Source organism: Pseudoflavonifractor capillosus (genome assembly GCF_016899775.1).
GTDB lineage: Bacteria > Bacillota > Clostridia > Oscillospirales > Oscillospiraceae > Lawsonibacter.
The window spans coordinates 1-18011 of record NZ_JACJJE010000059.1; the positions used below are offsets into that span (position 1 = coordinate 1).

The following is an 18011-nucleotide window of genomic DNA, read 5'->3' on the forward strand; positions in this document are numbered from 1 at the left end:
CTCCCGCCCCGGCGGCGGCTGCCCAGCCGGCCGCCCCCAGTCCCAGCGGCGGGGGAGGGGGGACCTCCGCCTTCTGGCCCGCCTTCGCGGCCGGTCTGGCGGGGAAGGTGCCCCCCTCGGTCCAGCCCTTCCTCAACAACCCGGCAAAAGTCACCGGCGTGTGGAAGAACGGCTTCCTCACCCTGTGGGTGGACAGCGAGTTTACCCGGGCCATGCTCAACAAGCCCACCGTCACCCAGCCCGTGGCCCAGGCGGCCGCCGCCTTCTTCGGCACGGCGGAGGCCCGTGTGTCCGTGGTGGTGGGACAGCCCCCGGCGGAGGAGGGCTCCGCGCCCCCGGCTGCCGGGGAGAAGCACGACGCTTTGGACGACCTGCTGGCCTTCGGGGCCCAGTTCGACAACATCAAAATTCAGTGATCAGGCCCTCCGCCACGTCGGCGGGGGAGACAGCAAAGAAATTCAAGGCCGCCTGCCCATGGAGGCGGGCGGCGGAAATGGAAGGAGTGTTGCCACATGGCAAAAGGATTTGGCAGCCGGGGCATCCCCGGCATGGGCGGCGGCATGAATATGAACATGATCAAGCAGGCCCAGAAGATGCAGCAGGACATGCTGAAGATGCAGCAGGAGCTGGAGGAGAAGACCTATGAGGCCAGCGCGGGCGGCGGGGTGGTCACCGCCTCCGTCTCCGGCAAGCGGGAGCTGAAGTCCCTCACCATCGACCCCGACGCGGTGGACCCCGACGACGTGGAGATGCTGGAGGACATGATCGTGGCCGCCGTCAACGAGGCCCTGCGGGCCGCGGAGAGCGACGCCGCCTCCAACATGCAGAAGCTCACCGGCGGGCTGGGCCTGTCCTTCTGAGCGGTCCCAACACTGCAAAAACCCCGGCTGACATGCAGTCCAGCCGGGGTTTTTCCGTCCGCTCACCGGCGGGGCTCCGACCGCTTGGAGAACCGGGCGCAGGCGGGGGTGTCCGCCCGCTTGTCCCGGCACCGGGGCTCGGAACAGTGGCCCTCATCCAGAGGGGCGTAGCGGTAACCCGCCACCCGGACGTAGTGCTGGTGGAAATGGCGGCACTGGGCGCAGGATTTTGGGATTTCATATTTTTCTTGCATAACAATCACCTCGCCTCAATCATACTATATAGTTACTATTAAGTCAATATATAGTCACTAGTTGAAGGGGATAATTTTTCCGCTATAATAGACACTATCTAGTGTTTATGAATAAAGGAGGAGCTTTGCTTGGCAGAACCCATCTATGTCAACCGGACCCGCTTGGTGTCCTCCCTGGATAACAGCTTGGTCAAACCATTTAACGAGTTGTCCAAACAGACCCGCATCCCCAAGTCCCGACTGCTGGACGAGGCGGTGGAGGATCTGTTAAAAAAATATGAGGAGAAGCAGGGGAGAGGGTAACACCCCCAGAGGATTTCGACACCGCCTTCTTAAGCCTTCCCCCTGGGGGGAAGGTGCCCCAGTGCTCACACTGGGGCGGATGAGGGGGCGATAATAGAGCGGTTTCGTTTCTTGCAGGGAGGTTTCGCCGCCCCGGCGGCGACCTACTTTGCCCATGGCGGCAAAGTAGGCAAAACGCCACCGGGGACGGCTCCGATGAGCACTGCCGTGCTCATAGTCGCCCACCCTACCCCCTCTGGCCCTTCGGGCCATCTCCCCCTGACAGGGGGAGTCGGCCCCGGACCCCATTTTACGGGGGCCGCCAATTAGGCAGGCTTTCCGGTTTACGCAAAGGCGCGGGTGGCTCAGCCGACTGGTTGACCTTCTATTACCGCTGCCGCTGAGGGTCCGGTAACCTTTGGGTATTTCTTCTATCGGTGGAAAGCGCGCCTTTGTGGCTGGTGGGGCTCAAGTTCGGCTCAGGGGACCGGCGGGCGGGTGAGGGCACCCGCCCCTACGGCGTATCCGAAGGTGCGTTTGATCTTTTGTAGGGCCCGATGCCCCCATCGGGCCGTTCCCGGGCGGCCCAGATGTGCCGCCCCTACGGCGAAAACGGACCGGGCGCGTTGGTTCGGCAAACTCAGGCGCAGTTGTGGAACCGCACCGGGCCCTAATTTTTGCAAACTCAGGGCCCAATGGCCCGGCGTGAATATAGATTGCCACTCAGATTTTGCGCGCCGGAACTTTTTTGCCCGGCCCAAGGGATAACCCCCGTAAATGGGGTCCGGGGAAAGCGGTCCTATGGACCTAGGCGGAGCGAAGCGGAGCCGTAGTCCATTGGCCGCGTCCCCGGTGATCCTTTGGTTTCTTTCCCATCGCTGGGAAAGAAACTCGCCGCCCGCAGGCGGCGAAACTCCCCTGCGAAAAGAGCCATCCAGCGGCCCGATGTGGGCATCGGGCCCTACAAAAAAGCGCTCTATCATCGCCCCCTCATCCGCCCCCTTCGGGGGCACCTATCCCTATCCCCTCTGTCGCTTTGCGACATCTCCCCTTGATAAGGGGAGTCGGCCCCCCGAGGGGAAGGCTTTTGGGGGAGATCGCCCCCTCATCCGTCACGGCTTCGCCGTGCCACCTTCCCCCCAGGGGGAAGGCTTATATGAGGGAATTATGAAAAAAGGAGGTCCCCCATGGACCACAAGGACTACATGCGCCGGGCCCTGGAGCTGGCCGCCCAGGCGGCGGCGGAGGGCGACGTGCCGGTGGGCTGCGTCATCGTCCGGGACGGCCAGATCATCGGCAAGGGCCGCAACCGCCGGGAGGAGAACGGGGACGCCACCGCCCATGCGGAGCTGGAGGCCATCCGGGACGCCTGCCGCCGCGTTGGCAGCTGGCGGCTCCACCGGTGCACCATGTATGTGACCCTGGAGCCCTGCCCCATGTGCGCGGGCGGAATCATCAACTCCCGCATTGAGACGGTGCGCTACGGCGTGCGGGACGAGAAGGCGGGGGCCTGCGGCTCGGTGCTCAACCTGTTTGAGGAGCGCTTCAACCACCACCCCCGCCTGTACCGAGGCCCGCTGGAGGAGGAGTGCCGGGACCAGCTTCAGGAATTTTTCCTGGATCTGCGGGAAAAAGAAGGCTTTTCCAGAAATGTTTAATGCTTTTGTAACAACTCCTGCTGGTTTTGTTCACAAAAACCCGGTATCATGATACTTGCAGGGCAAGAGCGCAATCTTTTTCATTTGAATCCTCCACAGGAGCGGAGCCGGATCAACACCGGCTCCGCTCCTCGCGTCTGCCCCTCTCTCTTGTTTTCAAACGGTCCACAAAGATTTAAAACTTATGTAATACTTTGGGGGAGGTTTTTTAACAAGTCTTTGTTAGTATCATACTCGCAAGAGACAGTTCGTTTCATTTTAATCCTCTTTTTCAACGGTAAGGCCCGGACGCTTTGGAGCAGCGTCCGGGTTTTGCTGTTATTCCGGCTTTTGGAGCAGAGTAAAGCGGCTGCGGGAGAAGTCCAGCACCCCCTCCCGCCGGAGCTGCCCCAGCTGGGCGGACAGGGCGCTGCGGTCCACCGACAGGTAGTCGGCCAGCTCCTGCCGGTCCAGGGGGATGGTGAAGGAGGAGCTCCCCGCCGCCTCCGCCTGGTGGGACAGGTAGGAGAGGACCTTGGCCCGAGTGGTCCGCTGGGACAGGTGGCCGATCTTCCGGTTGAGCATCAGATTTTTCCGGGCCATGAGCCCCAATAGCCGGCCGGGCAGTTCTCCGCCCCCGGGCGGCGGGTCCATGAGATGCTCCGGTGGAAAGAAGACCCCCTCGCCGTCCTGGGCGCCCTCCACCCGCACAGTGAGGGGGACCCCGGCGCAGGCGAAGGCCTCGGCAAACAGATCTCCCGGCTCCACGGCGGCCAGGAGGGACCGGTTCCCCCAAAAGTCCTCCCGCACGATCCGCACCCCGCCGGACAGCACTACCCCCACCCCCGGGGCCAGTTCCCCCGGGTGGAGCAGGGTCTCCCCCCGGGCCCACCGCCGCCGGATGGGCCGGAGCCGGGGCAGGAGCTCCTTCAGCGCCCCCTCATCCAGGCCGGAAAACAGGGGACAGCGGGCGAGCACCGCAAAAATTTTCTCCATGGTCATCCTCCTTCGTTGGAAATCCAACATACAGTTCCCCTCTATCCTAGTAGAATAGGGCCGTACCGTCAAGGGAAATCCGGCGAAGGCCGGAGGAAACGCGCAAGGAGGAATTTTTTATGATCCGCAAGATCATTCGCATTGACGAGAGCAAGTGCAACGGTTGCGGGGCCTGTGCCGCCGCCTGCCACGAGGGGGCCATCCAGATGGTGGACGGGGTGGCCAAGCTCACCCGGGAGGACTACTGCGACGGCCTGGGGGACTGTCTGCCCGCCTGCCCCACCGGGGCCATCTCCTTTGAGGAGCGGGAGGCCCCCGCCTACGACGAGGCGGCGGTGAAGGCCGCCCAAGCGGCCAAGGAGGCCCAGAGCGGGGGAGAGCTCCCCTGCGGCTGCCCCGGCAGCGCCGCCAAGTCCCTGGAGCGCCGCCCCGGCCCCGGCCCGGTCCAGTCCGCCCAGGACAGCGAGAGCCAGCTGAGCCAGTGGCCGGTGCAGATCAAGCTGGTCCCCGTCCAGGCCCCCTATTTCCAGGGGAAGAAGCTGCTGGTGGCCGCCGACTGCACCGCCTACGCCTACGCGGGTTTTCATGAGCGGTTCATCCGGGACCACATCACCCTGGTGGGCTGCCCCAAGCTGGACAGCGTGGACTACAGCGAGAAGCTCACGGAGATTCTCCGGCGCAACGACCTGAAGAGCGTCACCGTGGTGCGCATGGAGGTGCCCTGCTGCGGCGGCATCGAGCTGGCGGTGAAGAAGGCCCTCCAGGAGAGCGGCAAATTCATCCCCTGGCAAGTGGTGACCATCTCCACCGACGGGCGGATTCTGGAGGAGACCTGAGGACGGCTGTTCGCGGCGCCGACTGTCGGCAAAACAGGCCCGCCATCCCCGGGATGGCGGGTTCTGTATATCTTTTTCAGGCTTTTTTAAGGGTAATCCTCCAAAATCCATGATTTTTTACAAAATCTCTTTTCCCTCGACAAAATCTGTGCTATACTTCTTTTCACTGCCTTTACACAGATTTAACAAGAGAGAAGGAAACGTGCTTTGAACCGTCTTGAACCGGCCCAGACCCTTCCCCAGGCGCAGCCGTCCAAGAGAGGCCCCTGGCATCTCCTCTGGCTGGCGGTGGGAACGACCGCTCTTGGGCTCCTGCTGGGTGTTCTGGGGATGTATCTCTCCGCCTGGTCCTGCCCGGACCTGTCCAGCGCCTCCCTTTCAGACTACTACTGGGACACCCCCACGCTGTGGTACCTGAATCTCCTGCCCGGAGTCATTCTCATCTGGCTGTTTTATTTTCTCCTGGGCCGGTGCTGGCTGGCCTACCTGGCCTCCGCTCTCCTTCTGCTGGGGCTGACGGCGGCCAACTACTACAAAATTCAGCTGCGGGGGGACCCCCTCCTGGCCAGCGACCTGGCCCTGATCTCCGAGGCGGGGGACATGGCCGGAAAGTACACCCTGGAGTGGACCGACCCCATCCGGAACGTCCTGCTCTGGGCGGCGGCGGGGCTCCTGCTGGCCCTGCTCCTGCTCCCCCGGCGGCGGACCATCCGGCGGGACCTGCGGCTGTTCGGGCTGTTCTCCGCCATCGCGGTGGCCGCCACCGCCTTTGGGGGGCTGTACTGCAATGAGGACCTCTATGAGCAGACCCAGGCCGGGGAGGACTTGGTCAACCCCTGGATCGACGCGGAGGCATACCTCTCCCACGGCGCGGCCTACGCCTTTCTCTACACCGTTCAGGATCTGGTCCCCCACCCCCCGGAGCGGTACGACCCCCAGGCGGCCCAGGCCATCCTGGAGTCCTACGCCGAGGCGGACATCCCAGAGGAGCAGGAGGTCAATGTGGTGGGCATCATGCTGGAGGCCTTCTGCGACCTCACCGACTTCCCGGCCCTGGCGGACCATGAGGCGGTGCAGGCGGTCTACGAGCCCTGGCACCAGCTGGAGGAGGAATCGGTGTCCGGCAACCTGCTCACCAACATCTTCGCCGGCGGCACGGTGGACACCGAGTGGGGGTTCCTCACCGGCTACAGCCAGCACCAGGACTTCACCAAGGCCACCGACTCCTATGTGTGGTACTTTGACCGCCAGGGCTATCAGACCCGGGGCGGGCACCCGGGCTTCGGCTGGTTCTATGACCGAGAGAACGTGAACCAGTACCTGGGCTTCCAGGAGTACTGGTTCACCGAGAACCACTACGGCGAGCTGGTGGACCCGGTGGACGCCCAGTGGAACTCCGACTACATCCTCACCGAGGAGATTGTGAAGGATTTGCAGGCCCAGCTGGAGGAGAGCAGCCGTCCGGTGTTCTCCTTCTCAGTGAGCTATCAGAACCACGGCCCCTATGAGGAGGACCACACCGCCCTGGAGGTCTATCTGGACCCGGAGGCCGACGGCCTGCCGGAGGAGTCCTGCAACGTGTTCAACAACTACCTCCACGGCATCAACCTGACCATCGACGCGGTCACTGCCATGGTGGACGAGCTGGAGGCCATGGACGAGCCGGTGGTGCTGGTCCTGTTCGGCGACCACAAGCCCTGGGGCGGCAACGGAAACAGCGCCTATGCCGGTATTGGGGCCGACTTTGACCTGTCCACCCTGGAGGGCTTTTACGAATACTACTCCACCCCCTACCTGATCTGGGCCAACTCCGCCGCCAAGGAGGCCCTGGACCGGGACTTCCAGGGGGAGGGCGGCGACTTCTCCCCCTGCTTCCTGATGAACGAGCTGTTCAAGCAGTGCGGATGGACCGGCCCCGCCTTCCTCCAGTACGCGGAGGAGATCCGCTCCCTCACCCCTCTGGTCCACAGCCAGGGCCTGTACCTGACCCCCGACGGGGAGCTCACCGACGACCTGCCCCAGGAGGTGGCCGACCGCCTGCTGGAGTACCAGTGGGTGGAGTACTACCGGGAGCACAAGGTGGTCCCCACCGACGGCACCTGACCCGCTCAAAATGCCGTTACTCTCCCGCCAACACTGAGACGAATTCTACTCAACAGAGGTTTTTGACAGGCTCAGGTTCCTCTGCCGCCCATCTGGCGGCGGAGGAACCTTTTTCCAACTCCCAGCTTCTGCCTTGGGAGAGTCCCCCGCTTGACGGAGGGGCGGAAAGCGGGTAAACTAGTGCTGTACTTGATAGAACCCCCCTGTCCCACGGACCGGGGGGCATTGCCGCGTTATAATTTCCATATCATGGAATAGTTTGATACAGGGAGTGATTGTGAGTGGAATTGCTCCGCTCTGTTTTGAAAAATCTGCCGGAATTTCAGGAGCTGACCGCCGCCCTGGAGGGCGGGAAGTCCCCCGCCGCCGTCTCCGGCCTGGCGGCGGTCCACCGGGCCCACTTCGCCGCCGCCCTGGGGCAGGAGACCGGCCGCCCGGTGGTGGTGGTGTGCGCCGACGAGGGGGAGGCCGGGCGGATGGCCCGGGACCTGTTCTATCTCACCGGGGGGGAAGTCCCGGTGCTCGCCTCCCGCTCCTTCGTGTTCCACAGCATCGCCACCGTCTCCCGCCAGTGGGAGCACCGGCGGCTGGCCCTGCTGTGGAAGCTCCGCAATGGGGAGCTCCCCTGTCTGGTGGCCACGGTGGAGGCTCTCCAGCAGCGCACCCTGCCCCCCCAGGTGCTGGACTCTGCCTGCACGGTGCTGGAGCCGGGGCAGCAGGCCGACCTGAACCAGCTCACTGAGGCCCTCACCGCCGCCGGCTACGTCCGCTGCGACCAGGTGGAGGGGGCGGGCCAGTTCGCCCTGCGGGGAGGGATTCTGGACGTGTACTCCCCCGGCATGGCCGCCCCCGTCCGGGCGGAGTTCTGGGGGGACGAGCTGGATACCATGGGGTCCTTTGACCCCTCCACCCAGCGGCGCACCGAGAACGTGGACCGGGCCGTCCTCCTGCCCGCGGCGGAGACCCTGCCCCAGCTGGCCCACGGTGGGCTGTCCGGCCTGCTGGAGCGGCTGGACCAGCTCTCCGCCAAGGCCCGGAGGGACGGGAACGAGGACCTGGCCGTCACCCTCCAGCAGGACCGGGACGCCCTGGGGGAGGGCCGCTCCTTCCCCGCCGCTGACCGGTACCTGCCCCTCATCTACCCCAAGGTGGCCACGGCGGCGGACTTCCTGCCCCTGGACGCCTGCGTGCTCTTCTCCGAGAGCAGCCGGGTGGGAGAGCGGGCCAAGACCTACCAGTGGCAGCTGGAGGAGGACGTGAAGACCCTGCTGGAGCGGGGGGAGCTGGACGGCTCCTGCGGGGAGCTGTGCCTCCCCTTCGACCGGCTGTGCCGCCGTCTGGAGGATTTTCCTTTCGCCTATCTGGACTCCTTCTCCCTGTCCTCCTACCCGGTGTACCCCAAGTGCCTCCTGTCCGTCATGGCCAAGCAGCTGCCCTCCTTCGGGGCCAGCCTGGAGACGGCGGTACAGGACCTCTCCCACTACCAGAGCGCGGGCTTTGCCGTGCTGGTGCTGGTGTCCAGCGAGCAGCGGGCTCTGAATCTCCAGACCCTCCTGCGGGAGCAGAAGGTGAAGTCCGCCGTGGACTTCGCCCTGAAGGCTCTGCCCAAGCCGGGGCAGATCATCCTCACGGTGGGCGGCCTGTCCGGCGGGCTGGAGTACCCGGATTTGAAGCTGGCCGTCATCACCGAGGGCCAGGAGGGCGGGAAGAAACCCCTCCGCTCCCGGGCCGCCGCCAAGAAGGGCCCCACCAACCGGCAGAAGCTGAAGTCCTATGCCGACCTGTCCCCCGGGGACCTGGTGGTCCACGAGCACCACGGTGTGGGCCGGTATGTGGGCATGGTGAAGATGCCCGCCGACGGGATTGAGAAGGACTATGTGAAGATCGCCTACGCGGGAAGCGACGTGCTGTATGTGCCCGCCACCCAGCTGGACCTGATCTCCAAATACATCGGCGGGGGCGAGGACGCCCAGGAGACGAGGAAGCTGTCCAAGCTGGGGGGCACCGACTGGGAGCGGGCCAAGAAGAAGGCCAAGAAGGCGGTGGAGGACCTGGCCAAGGGCCTCATCCAGCTCTACGCCCAGCGGCAGCGGCAGCCCGGCTTCGCCTTCTCCCCCGACTCCCCCTGGCAGCGGGAGTTCGAGGAGCAGTTTGAGTACACCGAGACGGAGGACCAGCTCCGGTGCGTGGACGAGATCAAGCGGGACATGGAGCGCCCCGTCCCCATGGACCGGCTGCTGTGCGGGGACGTGGGCTACGGCAAGACGGAGGTGGCCTTCCGGGCCATGATGAAGTGCGTCCTGGACGGCAAGCAGGCCGCTGTGCTGGTGCCCACCACCGTCCTGGCCCGGCAGCACTACCTCACCGCCCTGCGGCGGTTTGCCAAGTACCCGGTGTCCATTGACGTAGTCTCCCGGTTCCGCACCCCCGCCCAGATGAAGGAGACCCTCCGCAAGGTGGAAAACGGCTCGGTGGACATCCTCATCGGCACCCACCGGCTGTTCAACAAGGACGTGAAGTTCAAGGATTTGGGCCTGCTGGTGGTGGACGAGGAGCAGCGCTTCGGGGTGAAGCACAAGGAGAAGCTGAAGGAGCGCTTTGCCCAGGTGGACGTGCTCACCCTGTCCGCCACCCCCATCCCCCGGACCCTGAACATGGCCATGTCGGGCATCCGGGACATGTCCACCCTGGAGGAGCCCCCCGCCGACCGCCTGCCGGTGCAGACCTATGTGCTGGAGCACAACTGGCCTGTTCTGGCCGACGCCATGCGCCGGGAGCTGGAGCGGGGGGGCCAGGTGTACTACCTCCACAACCGGGTGGAGACCATTGACCGCACCGCCGCCCGGATCCAGCAGATGCTGGGGGAGGACGCCGCCGTGGGGGTGGCCCACGGAAAGATGTCCCAGGAGGCCATCGACGACGTGATGAGCCGCATGACCGACGGGGAGCTGAATGTGCTGGTGTGCACCACCATCATCGAGACGGGCATCGACCTGCCCAACGCCAACACCCTCATCATCGAGGACGCGGACCACTTGGGGCTTGCCCAGCTCCACCAGATCCGGGGCCGGGTGGGCCGGTCCAGCCGGCGGGCCTTCGCCTACCTCACCTACCGCCGGGGGAAGGTGCTCACCGAGGTGGCCTCCAAGCGCCTGTCCGCCATCCGGGAGTTTGCCGAGTTCGGCTCGGGCTTCAAGATCGCCATGCGGGACCTGGAGATCCGGGGGGCGGGCAATGTGCTGGGACCGGAGCAGAGCGGCTTTATGCTGTCGGTGGGCTATGACATGTATCTGAAGCTGCTGGAGGAGGCCGTCCTCACCGAGCAGGGCCAGCCGGTGCCCCAGCGCACCGAGTGCGCCGCCGACCTGTCCATCGCCGCCTCCATCCCCGACCGGTACGTCCCCGCGCCCGAGCAGCGCATGGACCTGTACCGGCGCATCGCCGCCATCCGCAGCGAGGAGGACGCGGACGACCTGGTGGATGAGCTCATCGACCGGTACGGCGAGCCGCCTCGGACGGTGAACAACCTGATCTCCGTGGCCCTCCTCCGCGCCGCCGCCGCCCAGGCGGAGATCACCGACATCTCCCAGAAAAACGGACAGCTGGTGTTCACCCTGGGCCGGTTCAGCCTGGAGCAGTTCTCCGGGCTGTGCGGGATGGAGAAGTACAAAAACCGCCTTCTCCTCACCCCGGGGGAGGTGCCCCGGTTCACCTTCCGCCTGCGGAAGGGGGAGGACCCCCTGCGCGCGGCCCAGGCCCTGGTGGCCGACTACGGGGAGGCTGGAGCGGCCCCCTGACAGCCCCCTCCGATTTCCCGGGAAAGTGCACGAAAACGCAACTTGGGAGCAAAAAATTTCATTGCTTTTTCCATTACCATTGGGTATAATCGAGTTGAGAGCGGACAAGGGCGTCCCTTGGGCGCCACTCTACATCATTTTGGAGGTAACAGAATGAAAGAAGTCTATGTGGTCAACTGCTGCCGTACCGCCATCGGTTCCTTTGGCGGAAGCCTGAAGGACACCCCCGCCGCCGAGATGGGCGCCACCGTGATCAAGGAGGCGCTGAGCCGCGCCGGCGTGAAGCCTGAGCAGGTGGACGAGGTCATGTTCGGCTGCATCCTCACCGCCGGCCTGGGCCAGAACGTGGCCCGCCAGTGCGCGCTGAAGGCCGGCATTCCCATCAGCGTCCCCGCCTACACCGTGGGCATGGTGTGCGGCTCCGGCATGAAGTCCGTCATTGAGGGCGCCCGTTCCATTCTGGCCGGCGACTCCGACATCATCGTGGCCGGCGGCACCGAGAACATGTCCGCCGCCCCCTACGCCATCCCCGCCGCCCGCTGGGGCGCCCGCATGGGTGACAACAAGATGGTGGACACCATGATCAAGGACGGCCTGTGGGACGCCTACAACAACTATCACATGGGCACCACCGCCGAGAACATCTGCGACGTGTGGGGCATCACCCGCCAGGAGCTGGACGAGTTCGCCGCCTCCTCCCAGCAGAAGGCCTGCGCCGCCCGTGATTCCGGCCGCTTCGACGATGAGGTGGTCCCCATCATGGTCAAGCAGAAGAAGCAGATGGTGGAGTTCAAGCGGGACGAGTTCCCCCGCGAGGGCGTGACCGCCGAGAACATCTCCAAGCTGCGCGGCGCTTTCCCCGTGGGCCCCGAGGGTGTGGAGGACGCCATCGAGCACTCCTTCCAGCCCACTCAGATCCACGAGGCCGACACCAAGAAGCATGAGCAGCGTGTCACCGCCGCCAACGCCTCCGGCATCAACGACGGCGCGGCCGCCATCATCCTGGCCTCCGGCGAGGCCGTTGAGAAGTACGGCCTGAAGCCCATGGCCAAGCTGGTCAGCTGGGGCCAGGGCGGCGTGGACCCCAAGATCATGGGCGTGGGCCCCGTGCCCGCCTCCCGTCAGGCCATGGAGAAGGCCGGCCTGAAGATCGAGGACATGGACCTGGTGGAGGCCAACGAGGCCTTTGCCGCTCAGTCCATCGCCGTGGCCCGCGAGCTGGGCTTCGACATGAGCAAGGTCAACGTGAACGGCGGCGCCATCGCTCTGGGCCACCCCGTGGGCGCCTCCGGCGCGCGCATCATCGTCACCCTGCTCCACGAGATGCAGAAGCGGCCCGAGGCCAAGAAGGGCCTGGCCACCCTGTGCATCGGCGGCGGCATGGGCGTTGCCACCATCTTCGAGAAGTGCTGATGATTCTTTCTTAAATCTTAAACCAGGACAGGCCCTGCGGATGCGCTCCGCAGGGCTTGTCTTTTTCTGTGTTTTGGGGGAGTTTCGCCGCCTGCGGGCGGCGAGCGCTACTTTCTTCGTTTTGTAGGGCGCGACGACCTCGGCACGCCGTTTGGCAGGGGGTTCCGCCCTGCGGGGCGGGTTCCTTTCCCAGCGATGGGAAGGGAACCAAAGGATCGCCGGGGGACGCCGCAGAGGCGAACTTCGTTCGCCAATGACGGCTTACCCCCGGTCCCCCCATTACGGGGGTTATCCCTTTGCTCAGGCAAAGAATTTCCGGCGCGCAAAACCTGAGTGACACTCTAAATTCCCGCCGGGCCACTGGGCCCTTCGTCGTCGCAAAGTCCGCTCAACTCCGTTTCCGCCTAACGGCGAAAACTGCGCTCGCTCCCTTGCTCCTCCTCTCCAACGCAAACCCGCTACGCTGGTCTTTGCGTTGGGAGCCGCCTTCGGCGGCCTATTGGGTGGAAAATTGCCGCTGGTGCGGTTCCGCCACCGCGCCTGGGTTTGCCGAGCCAACATGCCCGGTTCAACACATGGGATACCTCATCTGCCCCCTTCGGGGGCACCTTCCCCTAAAGGGGAAGGCTTTGGAAGGCCCATCCCCCTGCCTTCCCCTTTAGGGGAAGGTGGCGCGGCGAAGCCGTGACGGATGAGGGGAACGGCCCTGGTTTATAAGGGCAGACCGTTTCAACCGTAGGGGCGCACAGTGTGCGCCCGCGGGCCGGTCTGGGACCGGCCCCTACTGATATTCCGGAACGCTCCCGTTTCTTCGTAGGGGCGGCACACTGGGCCGCCCGGCCTAACCGTCTCCCGTTCCCGGGCGGGCCGGCCAGTGTCCGGCCCCTACGGCATGCCCGAAACTGTTTTGTCTTTTGTAGGGGCGGGTCCCAGACCCGCCCGAAAGCTGCCCCAGCAGCGCCCCTTCTCGCCCACAGACAAAACGAGGACTGACACAGCCATTGGCCGAGGTCAGTCCTCGTTATTGTATTTCCTGATCTAAATTTCGAAAGATTGGGTCGTCAAAGAAGTCGCTGATGGACAAATCAAGCCCATCACACAATTTTTTAACTGTAACAACCGATACATCATGCCGTGTCGGGTCCATCATACTGTACACAGTGGAAGGAGTTACCCCAGCTACATTGGCCAGACTGTTATTATTTAATCCGCGCTCCTCGCATAATTGAGAAAAACGCGCAACAACCGCCTCTTTGATCCGCATAATACTTCACCTGTTCCAAGATTAAAGTATTATGCGCACAGACGTATACGCTCTTGCGTATAAATTGCAAATTTGTTATCATTCAATTATACGCATTTGCGTAAATTTATTAAGGGGGTGTAATCATGTCCACCTGTTTTCTAATCGGTTCCCATCTCTCCCCGGACACCCTGTCGCCGCTGCTGGACGAGGCCATTGAGCGGCACATTGCGGAGTACGGGGTGACCGAATTTGTGGTGGGGCGGTACGGGCGGTTTGACCAGCTGGCGGCGGAGGTCCTCCGCCGGGCGAAGGAGCGCCATCCCGGGCTTCGCCTGCGGCTGCTGATCCCCTACCACCCGGCCCAGCGGCCGGTGGACATCCCGCCCGGCTTTGACGACACCTACTACCCGGAGGGGATGGAGACCGTCCCCAAGCGGCTGGCCATCCTCCGGGCCGGTCAGATCGCGGCGGGGGAGAGCAGGTACCTCATCGCCAGCCCGGGATTCGGGGGCTCCCGGACCATCACGGACTATGCCCTCCGCCGGGAGAAGCGGGGCCTGATCCAGGTGACCCTGCTGAAGGCCCCGTGACGCTCCCCATTCTGCATTCCGCATTCCTGCATTCTGCATTTCTCCTCACCCTTTCATCCCGCTGAGCACCTGGCTGACGCTCTCGGCGAAGAGGCGCGCCCCGTCCAGGGCCTCGGTGAGGGTGTTGCCGTGGCCCCCCACCTCCACCAGCAGGGAGCCGGGGGAGAGCTCCTGGTTATAGCTGCTGCTGCGCAGGGCGATGGGCCGGGCCAGGCTCACATAGTCGGAGATGAGCTCCCTCTGGAGGCGGACAGCCAGGGCCAGGTTGTCGGCCCAGCCCGGGTGGCTGGCCCCGCCGCTGTCGGTGCCCACCACCAGCATCACCTGGGCCGCCTTTTTCTCGTTCTCCTGGGAGATCAGCTTATAGATGGCCCCGTCCGTCCCCACCAGGGCGTCCCGGTGCACGTCCAGAATGATTTTGATGGTGGGATATTTGGCCAGCCAGTCCTTCACCGCCGCCTGGGACCGGTCATAGGCCCCGTTATACGCCGGGTAGTCGTACAGGTTGGTGTCGTGGACCACCTGGAACCCGTGGGCGCGGAAGACCTGGGCCATCTCCTCTCCCACCCGGACCACGTTGTGGGCGCAGTCGGTGGTGCGGAAGGAGTCGCTCTCCTGGTACAGGTCCCCGTCGTTCTGGGAGTAGGCCTCGCTGCCGTGGCTGTGGAGAATCAGGATCTGGGGGCCCTCCCCCAGGGTGAAGCTCACCGACCCGGCGGACAGCACCGAGGGGTCCAGCTCTTTCCCGGAGCGGTTGTAGAGGTACACCCCGTCCTGGCTCAGATAGTGCCCCCCATCCTGTCCCACGCTGGTGGTCTCCACCACGTCGTCGGGCTCCGCCGGGGGCTGGAGCTCCACCTGGGTCTGGTCGTCGTTGTCCTCCGCGTCCATGTCGGGGATGGGCTCCGCGGGGGAGGTCTCCTCCTCCGCCTGCCGCCGCTGGGCCACCGCCTCGGTCCCCGCGGACAGGAGGGCGGACTGCTCCACCAGCAGCCTGCCCCAGCCGTCCAGCCCCGCCAGGGCGGTCTCCGCCGGGGGCTGGCCCAGCTCCCCGGCCATCAGGGCCACCACCGCCTGGGAGTCGGAGGCCCACTTCTGGAGGGCCGACCAGGCCCCCGACAGGTCGGCGGTGAGGCTCACCCCCCACGCCGCCGCCAGGGCCAGCCCCAGCCCTACCCCTCTCCGCAGCGGACGGAGCGGGTCTCTCCTGCGCCGCTTGTCCCCCATGCCGTCTCCCCCTTATCCTGTGTAGGTCCGTCATCCTACTGTATGCGGCGAGTGAACCGTTTAGAAGGGGAGTTGGAACAAAGAAAACCCGCCTCCCGGCGGGTTTTCACCGGGGGCGGGTCCATATGGCCGGGGGATGGGCGGGAGAAGATGCTCCGGCAGGCCGTCTTAAAACTTGGCCCCGCCGAACTCGGCCAGCTTCAGGTTCTTGTTCCGGTCCTGCACCCACTGGATGGACCACTGGGAGGCGAACAGCAGCAGCTGGTTGCCCTTGTAGTCCTCCACCAGCTTGGCGTCGTTGGGGAGCAGCAGGTCCTCCTCCTTCAGGGCGGGGGCATCCTCGTCCTCCTTCACGATCCAGCGCAGGTACTCGTAGGGGAGGCCCTCCTTGTACAGCTCCACGTTGTACTCGCTGCGCAGGCGGTACTCCAGCACGTCGAACTGCAGGGTGCCCACCACGCCCACGATGACCTCCTCCATGCCGGAGTAGGGGGTCTTGAAGATCTGAATGGCGCCCTCCTGGGCGATCTGCTCCACACCCTTGAGGAACTGCTTGCGCTTCATGGTGTCCACCGAGCGGATGCGCTCAAAGTGCTCGGGGGCGAAGGTGGGGATGGGGTCGAACTGGAACTTCTTCCCCGGGGCGCACAGGGTGTCCCCGATGGAGAAGATGCCCGGGTCGAACACGCCGATGATGTCCCCGGCGTAGGCCTCCTCGATGATCTCCCGCTCGGCGGCCATGAGCTGCTGGGGCCGGGAGAGGCGGAGCTTCTTTTTCCCCTGGACGTGGTAGACCTCCCGGTCCGCCTCGAACTTGCCGGACACCACCCGCATGAAGGCGATGCGGTCCCGGTGGGCCTTGTTCATGTTGGCCTGGATTTTAAAGACGAAGGCGGAGAAGTCCGGGTCGAAGGAGTCGATGACCTCGTCCCCCGCCTTCCGGGGCAGGGGGGCGGTGGTCATGCGCAGAAATTCCTCCAGGAAGGGCTCCACGCCGAAGTTGGTGAGGGCGGAGCCGAAGAACACCGGAGACAGCTTGCCGTGGCGCACCCGCTCCAGGTCAAAGTCGCAGGAGGCCCCGTCCAGCAGCTCGATCTCCCCCATGAGCTGCTCCCGCTTGTCCGCCCCGATGAGGCCGGCCAGGGCGGGGTCGTCGGGCTCGATCTCGGTGGCGGTGGCCGCCCGGGCGTTGGTGTTGGAGGTGAAGTGGATCACCTTCCGGTTCTGCCGGTCGTACACGCCCTTGAACTCCTTGCCGCAGCCGATGGGCCAGTTCACCGCGTAGGTGTCGATGCCCAGCTCGTGCTCCAGCTCCTCGCACAGCTCAAAGGGGTCCCGGGCCTCCCGGTCCATCTTGTTGATGAAGGTGAAGATGGGGATGTCCCGCATGGCGCACACCTTGAACAGCTTCCGGGTCTGGGCCTCCACGCCCTTGGCCGCGTCGATGACCATGACGGCGGAGTCGGCGGCCATGAGGGTGCGGTAGGTATCCTCCGAGAAGTCCTGGTGGCCCGGGGTGTCCAGAATGTTGATGCAGAAGCCCTCGTACTGGAACTGCATTACCGAGGAGGTCACCGAGATGCCGCGCTGCTTCTCAATTTCCATCCAGTCGGAGGTGGCCGCCCGGGTGTTCTTCTTGCCCTTCACCTGGCCGGCCTGGGCGATGGCCCCGCCGTACAGCAGGAACTTTTCCGTCAGCGTGGTTTTACCGGCGTCCGGGTGGGAGATGATGGCGAAGGTGCGCCGGCGCTTGATTTCCGATTCCAAAGACATGTGCTTCCCTCCAGCTTCAATCAGCGTATCTCAGTCAATAGGATGCCCCCCGCGCAGGTCCGGCCGCGGCCGGCACCCAGGGGGGCAGAAGGAGGACCGCCCCCGTGAAGGGCTCCTCCGAATCTGTGCCACAGTCCCCGTTCAGGGGAAAGAGAAAAACAATATATTTTACCATATCCGCCTGAATAACCGCAAGGGGAGGCGCAGGGTTTCCGGCGGAAAAAATCAACAAAGTCTGTCATTTCCGGCCTATTCTTGACAGAAGCGGCCCCCGCTCCCTATAATACAGATGAGAAAACCGGATATGTCCCGCAAAGCCGCGGGACGGAAGGAGGCGGAACCCATGTACCAGACCACCACCTATGCTTCCCCGGTGGGGGAGCTCACCCTGGCCAGCGATGGGACGGCCCTCACCGGGCTGTGGCTGGAGGGGCAGAAGTACTTCGGCGAGACCTCCGGTGAGGAGCTGGTCCCCGGACAGCCGGACCTGCCGGTGTTCCAGGCGGCCCGGGCCTGGCTGGACCGGTACTTTGCCGGGGAGAAGCCCAGCCCGGCGGAGCTGACCCTGGCCCCGGCGGGCACCCCCTTCCAGCGGGCGGTGTGGGAGAAGCTCCAGGCCATCCCCTGGGGGGCGGTGACCACCTACGGGGCCCTGGCCCGGGAGCTGGACGGGGCCTCCCCCCGGGCGGTGGGAAGCGCCGTGGGCCGCAACCCCATCTCCATCATCATCCCCTGCCACCGGGTGGTGGGGGCGGACGGCAGCCTCACCGGCTACGCCGGGGGGCTGGAGCGGAAACAGCGGCTCCTCACCCACGAGGGGGTGGACGTGAGCCGGTTCTCCGTGCCCAAGCGGGGGAGCGCTTTATAATAAGACACAAAAATAAATGCGGCGGAGCACCTGGGTGCTCCGCCGCATTTCTCAGTCTGTCAAAGAACTCCTGTTTTCAAGAGATGAAAACAGGGATTTTGTAAGAAAAAGGGAAAAGAAAAGTGAAGG

14 protein-coding genes and 1 pseudogene are annotated in these 18011 nt (G+C 64.6%); 10 read left to right on the forward strand and 5 right to left on the reverse strand.

Going from position 1 to position 18011, the window contains the following annotated elements:
- A pseudogene (locus H6B31_RS14065) lies at positions 1 to 416 on the forward strand (DNA polymerase III subunit gamma/tau); the annotation flags it as partial.
- A gap of 96 nt (positions 417 to 512) precedes the next feature.
- On the forward strand, positions 513 to 860 hold the full coding sequence (locus tag H6B31_RS14070; protein ID WP_204899076.1) for a YbaB/EbfC family nucleoid-associated protein: 348 nt from the start codon (positions 513 to 515) through the stop codon (positions 858 to 860).
- A gap of 62 nt (positions 861 to 922) precedes the next feature.
- On the opposite strand, the gene H6B31_RS14075 is transcribed toward H6B31_RS14070, so the two are convergent.
- Positions 923 to 1114 (reverse strand): hypothetical protein, encoded by a 192-nt coding sequence (locus tag H6B31_RS14075; protein ID WP_204899077.1) that lies wholly within the window; start codon positions 1112 to 1114, stop codon positions 923 to 925.
- A 129-nt stretch (positions 1115 to 1243) separates the two neighbouring features.
- Here H6B31_RS14075 and H6B31_RS14080 point away from each other — a divergent pair, with 129 nt between their 5' ends.
- Positions 1244 to 1417 (forward strand): ribbon-helix-helix domain-containing protein, encoded by a 174-nt coding sequence (locus tag H6B31_RS14080; RefSeq protein ID WP_204899078.1) that lies wholly within the window; start codon positions 1244 to 1246, stop codon positions 1415 to 1417.
- Positions 1418 to 2583: 1166 nt separating this feature from the next.
- A complete protein-coding gene (locus H6B31_RS14085) occupies positions 2584 to 3054 on the forward strand; it encodes a nucleoside deaminase (RefSeq protein WP_204899079.1) in 471 nt (156 codons plus the stop codon).
- Positions 3055 to 3372: 318 nt separating this feature from the next.
- Here H6B31_RS14085 and H6B31_RS14090 read toward each other — a convergent pair whose 3' ends face one another.
- Entirely contained in the window at positions 3373 to 4029 is a 657-nt protein-coding gene (locus tag H6B31_RS14090) for a Crp/Fnr family transcriptional regulator (protein ID WP_204899080.1), read from the reverse strand.
- Positions 4030 to 4148: 119 nt separating this feature from the next.
- Here H6B31_RS14090 and H6B31_RS14095 point away from each other — a divergent pair, with 119 nt between their 5' ends.
- The 4 genes from H6B31_RS14095 to H6B31_RS14110 all read left to right on the forward strand — a co-directional run bounded on the left by H6B31_RS14095 (position 4149) and on the right by H6B31_RS14110 (position 12178).
- Positions 4149 to 4865: an ATP-binding protein gene (locus tag H6B31_RS14095; RefSeq protein WP_204899081.1), complete on the forward strand. Its 717-nt coding sequence runs from the start codon at positions 4149 to 4151 to the stop codon at positions 4863 to 4865.
- Positions 4866 to 5072: 207 nt separating this feature from the next.
- The gene (locus tag H6B31_RS14100; RefSeq protein ID WP_204899082.1) at positions 5073 to 6968 is read left to right on the forward strand and encodes an LTA synthase family protein; all 1896 of its coding nucleotides are present in this window, start codon (positions 5073 to 5075) and stop codon (positions 6966 to 6968) included.
- A gap of 281 nt (positions 6969 to 7249) precedes the next feature.
- Positions 7250 to 10765 (forward strand): transcription-repair coupling factor, encoded by a 3516-nt coding sequence (gene mfd, locus H6B31_RS14105; RefSeq protein WP_204899083.1) that lies wholly within the window; start codon positions 7250 to 7252, stop codon positions 10763 to 10765.
- Positions 10766 to 10918: 153 nt separating this feature from the next.
- The gene (locus H6B31_RS14110; protein ID WP_191342383.1) at positions 10919 to 12178 is read left to right on the forward strand and encodes an acetyl-CoA C-acetyltransferase; all 1260 of its coding nucleotides are present in this window, start codon (positions 10919 to 10921) and stop codon (positions 12176 to 12178) included.
- Between the two features lie 1021 nt (positions 12179 to 13199).
- On the opposite strand, the gene H6B31_RS14115 is transcribed toward H6B31_RS14110, so the two are convergent.
- Entirely contained in the window at positions 13200 to 13442 is a 243-nt protein-coding gene (locus H6B31_RS14115; protein ID WP_087291218.1) for a helix-turn-helix domain-containing protein, read from the reverse strand.
- 125 nt (positions 13443 to 13567) lie between these two features.
- Here H6B31_RS14115 and H6B31_RS14120 point away from each other — a divergent pair, with 125 nt between their 5' ends.
- Entirely contained in the window at positions 13568 to 14014 is a 447-nt protein-coding gene (locus tag H6B31_RS14120) for an LOG family protein (RefSeq protein WP_204899084.1), read from the forward strand.
- Between the two features lie 45 nt (positions 14015 to 14059).
- Here H6B31_RS14120 and spoIIP read toward each other — a convergent pair whose 3' ends face one another.
- Together spoIIP and H6B31_RS14130 are read right to left on the reverse strand one after the other, a co-directional pair.
- A complete protein-coding gene (gene spoIIP, locus H6B31_RS14125; protein ID WP_204899085.1) occupies positions 14060 to 15241 on the reverse strand; it encodes a stage II sporulation protein P in 1182 nt (393 codons plus the stop codon).
- Positions 15242 to 15409: 168 nt separating this feature from the next.
- The gene (locus H6B31_RS14130; protein WP_204899086.1) at positions 15410 to 17014 is read right to left on the reverse strand and encodes a peptide chain release factor 3; all 1605 of its coding nucleotides are present in this window, start codon (positions 17012 to 17014) and stop codon (positions 15410 to 15412) included.
- Positions 17015 to 17357: 343 nt separating this feature from the next.
- On the opposite strand from H6B31_RS14130, the gene H6B31_RS14135 reads away from it, so the two are divergent.
- Positions 17358 to 17882 (forward strand): methylated-DNA--[protein]-cysteine S-methyltransferase, encoded by a 525-nt coding sequence (locus tag H6B31_RS14135; protein WP_204899087.1) that lies wholly within the window; start codon positions 17358 to 17360, stop codon positions 17880 to 17882.
- Positions 17883 to 18011 lie beyond the last annotated feature (129 nt).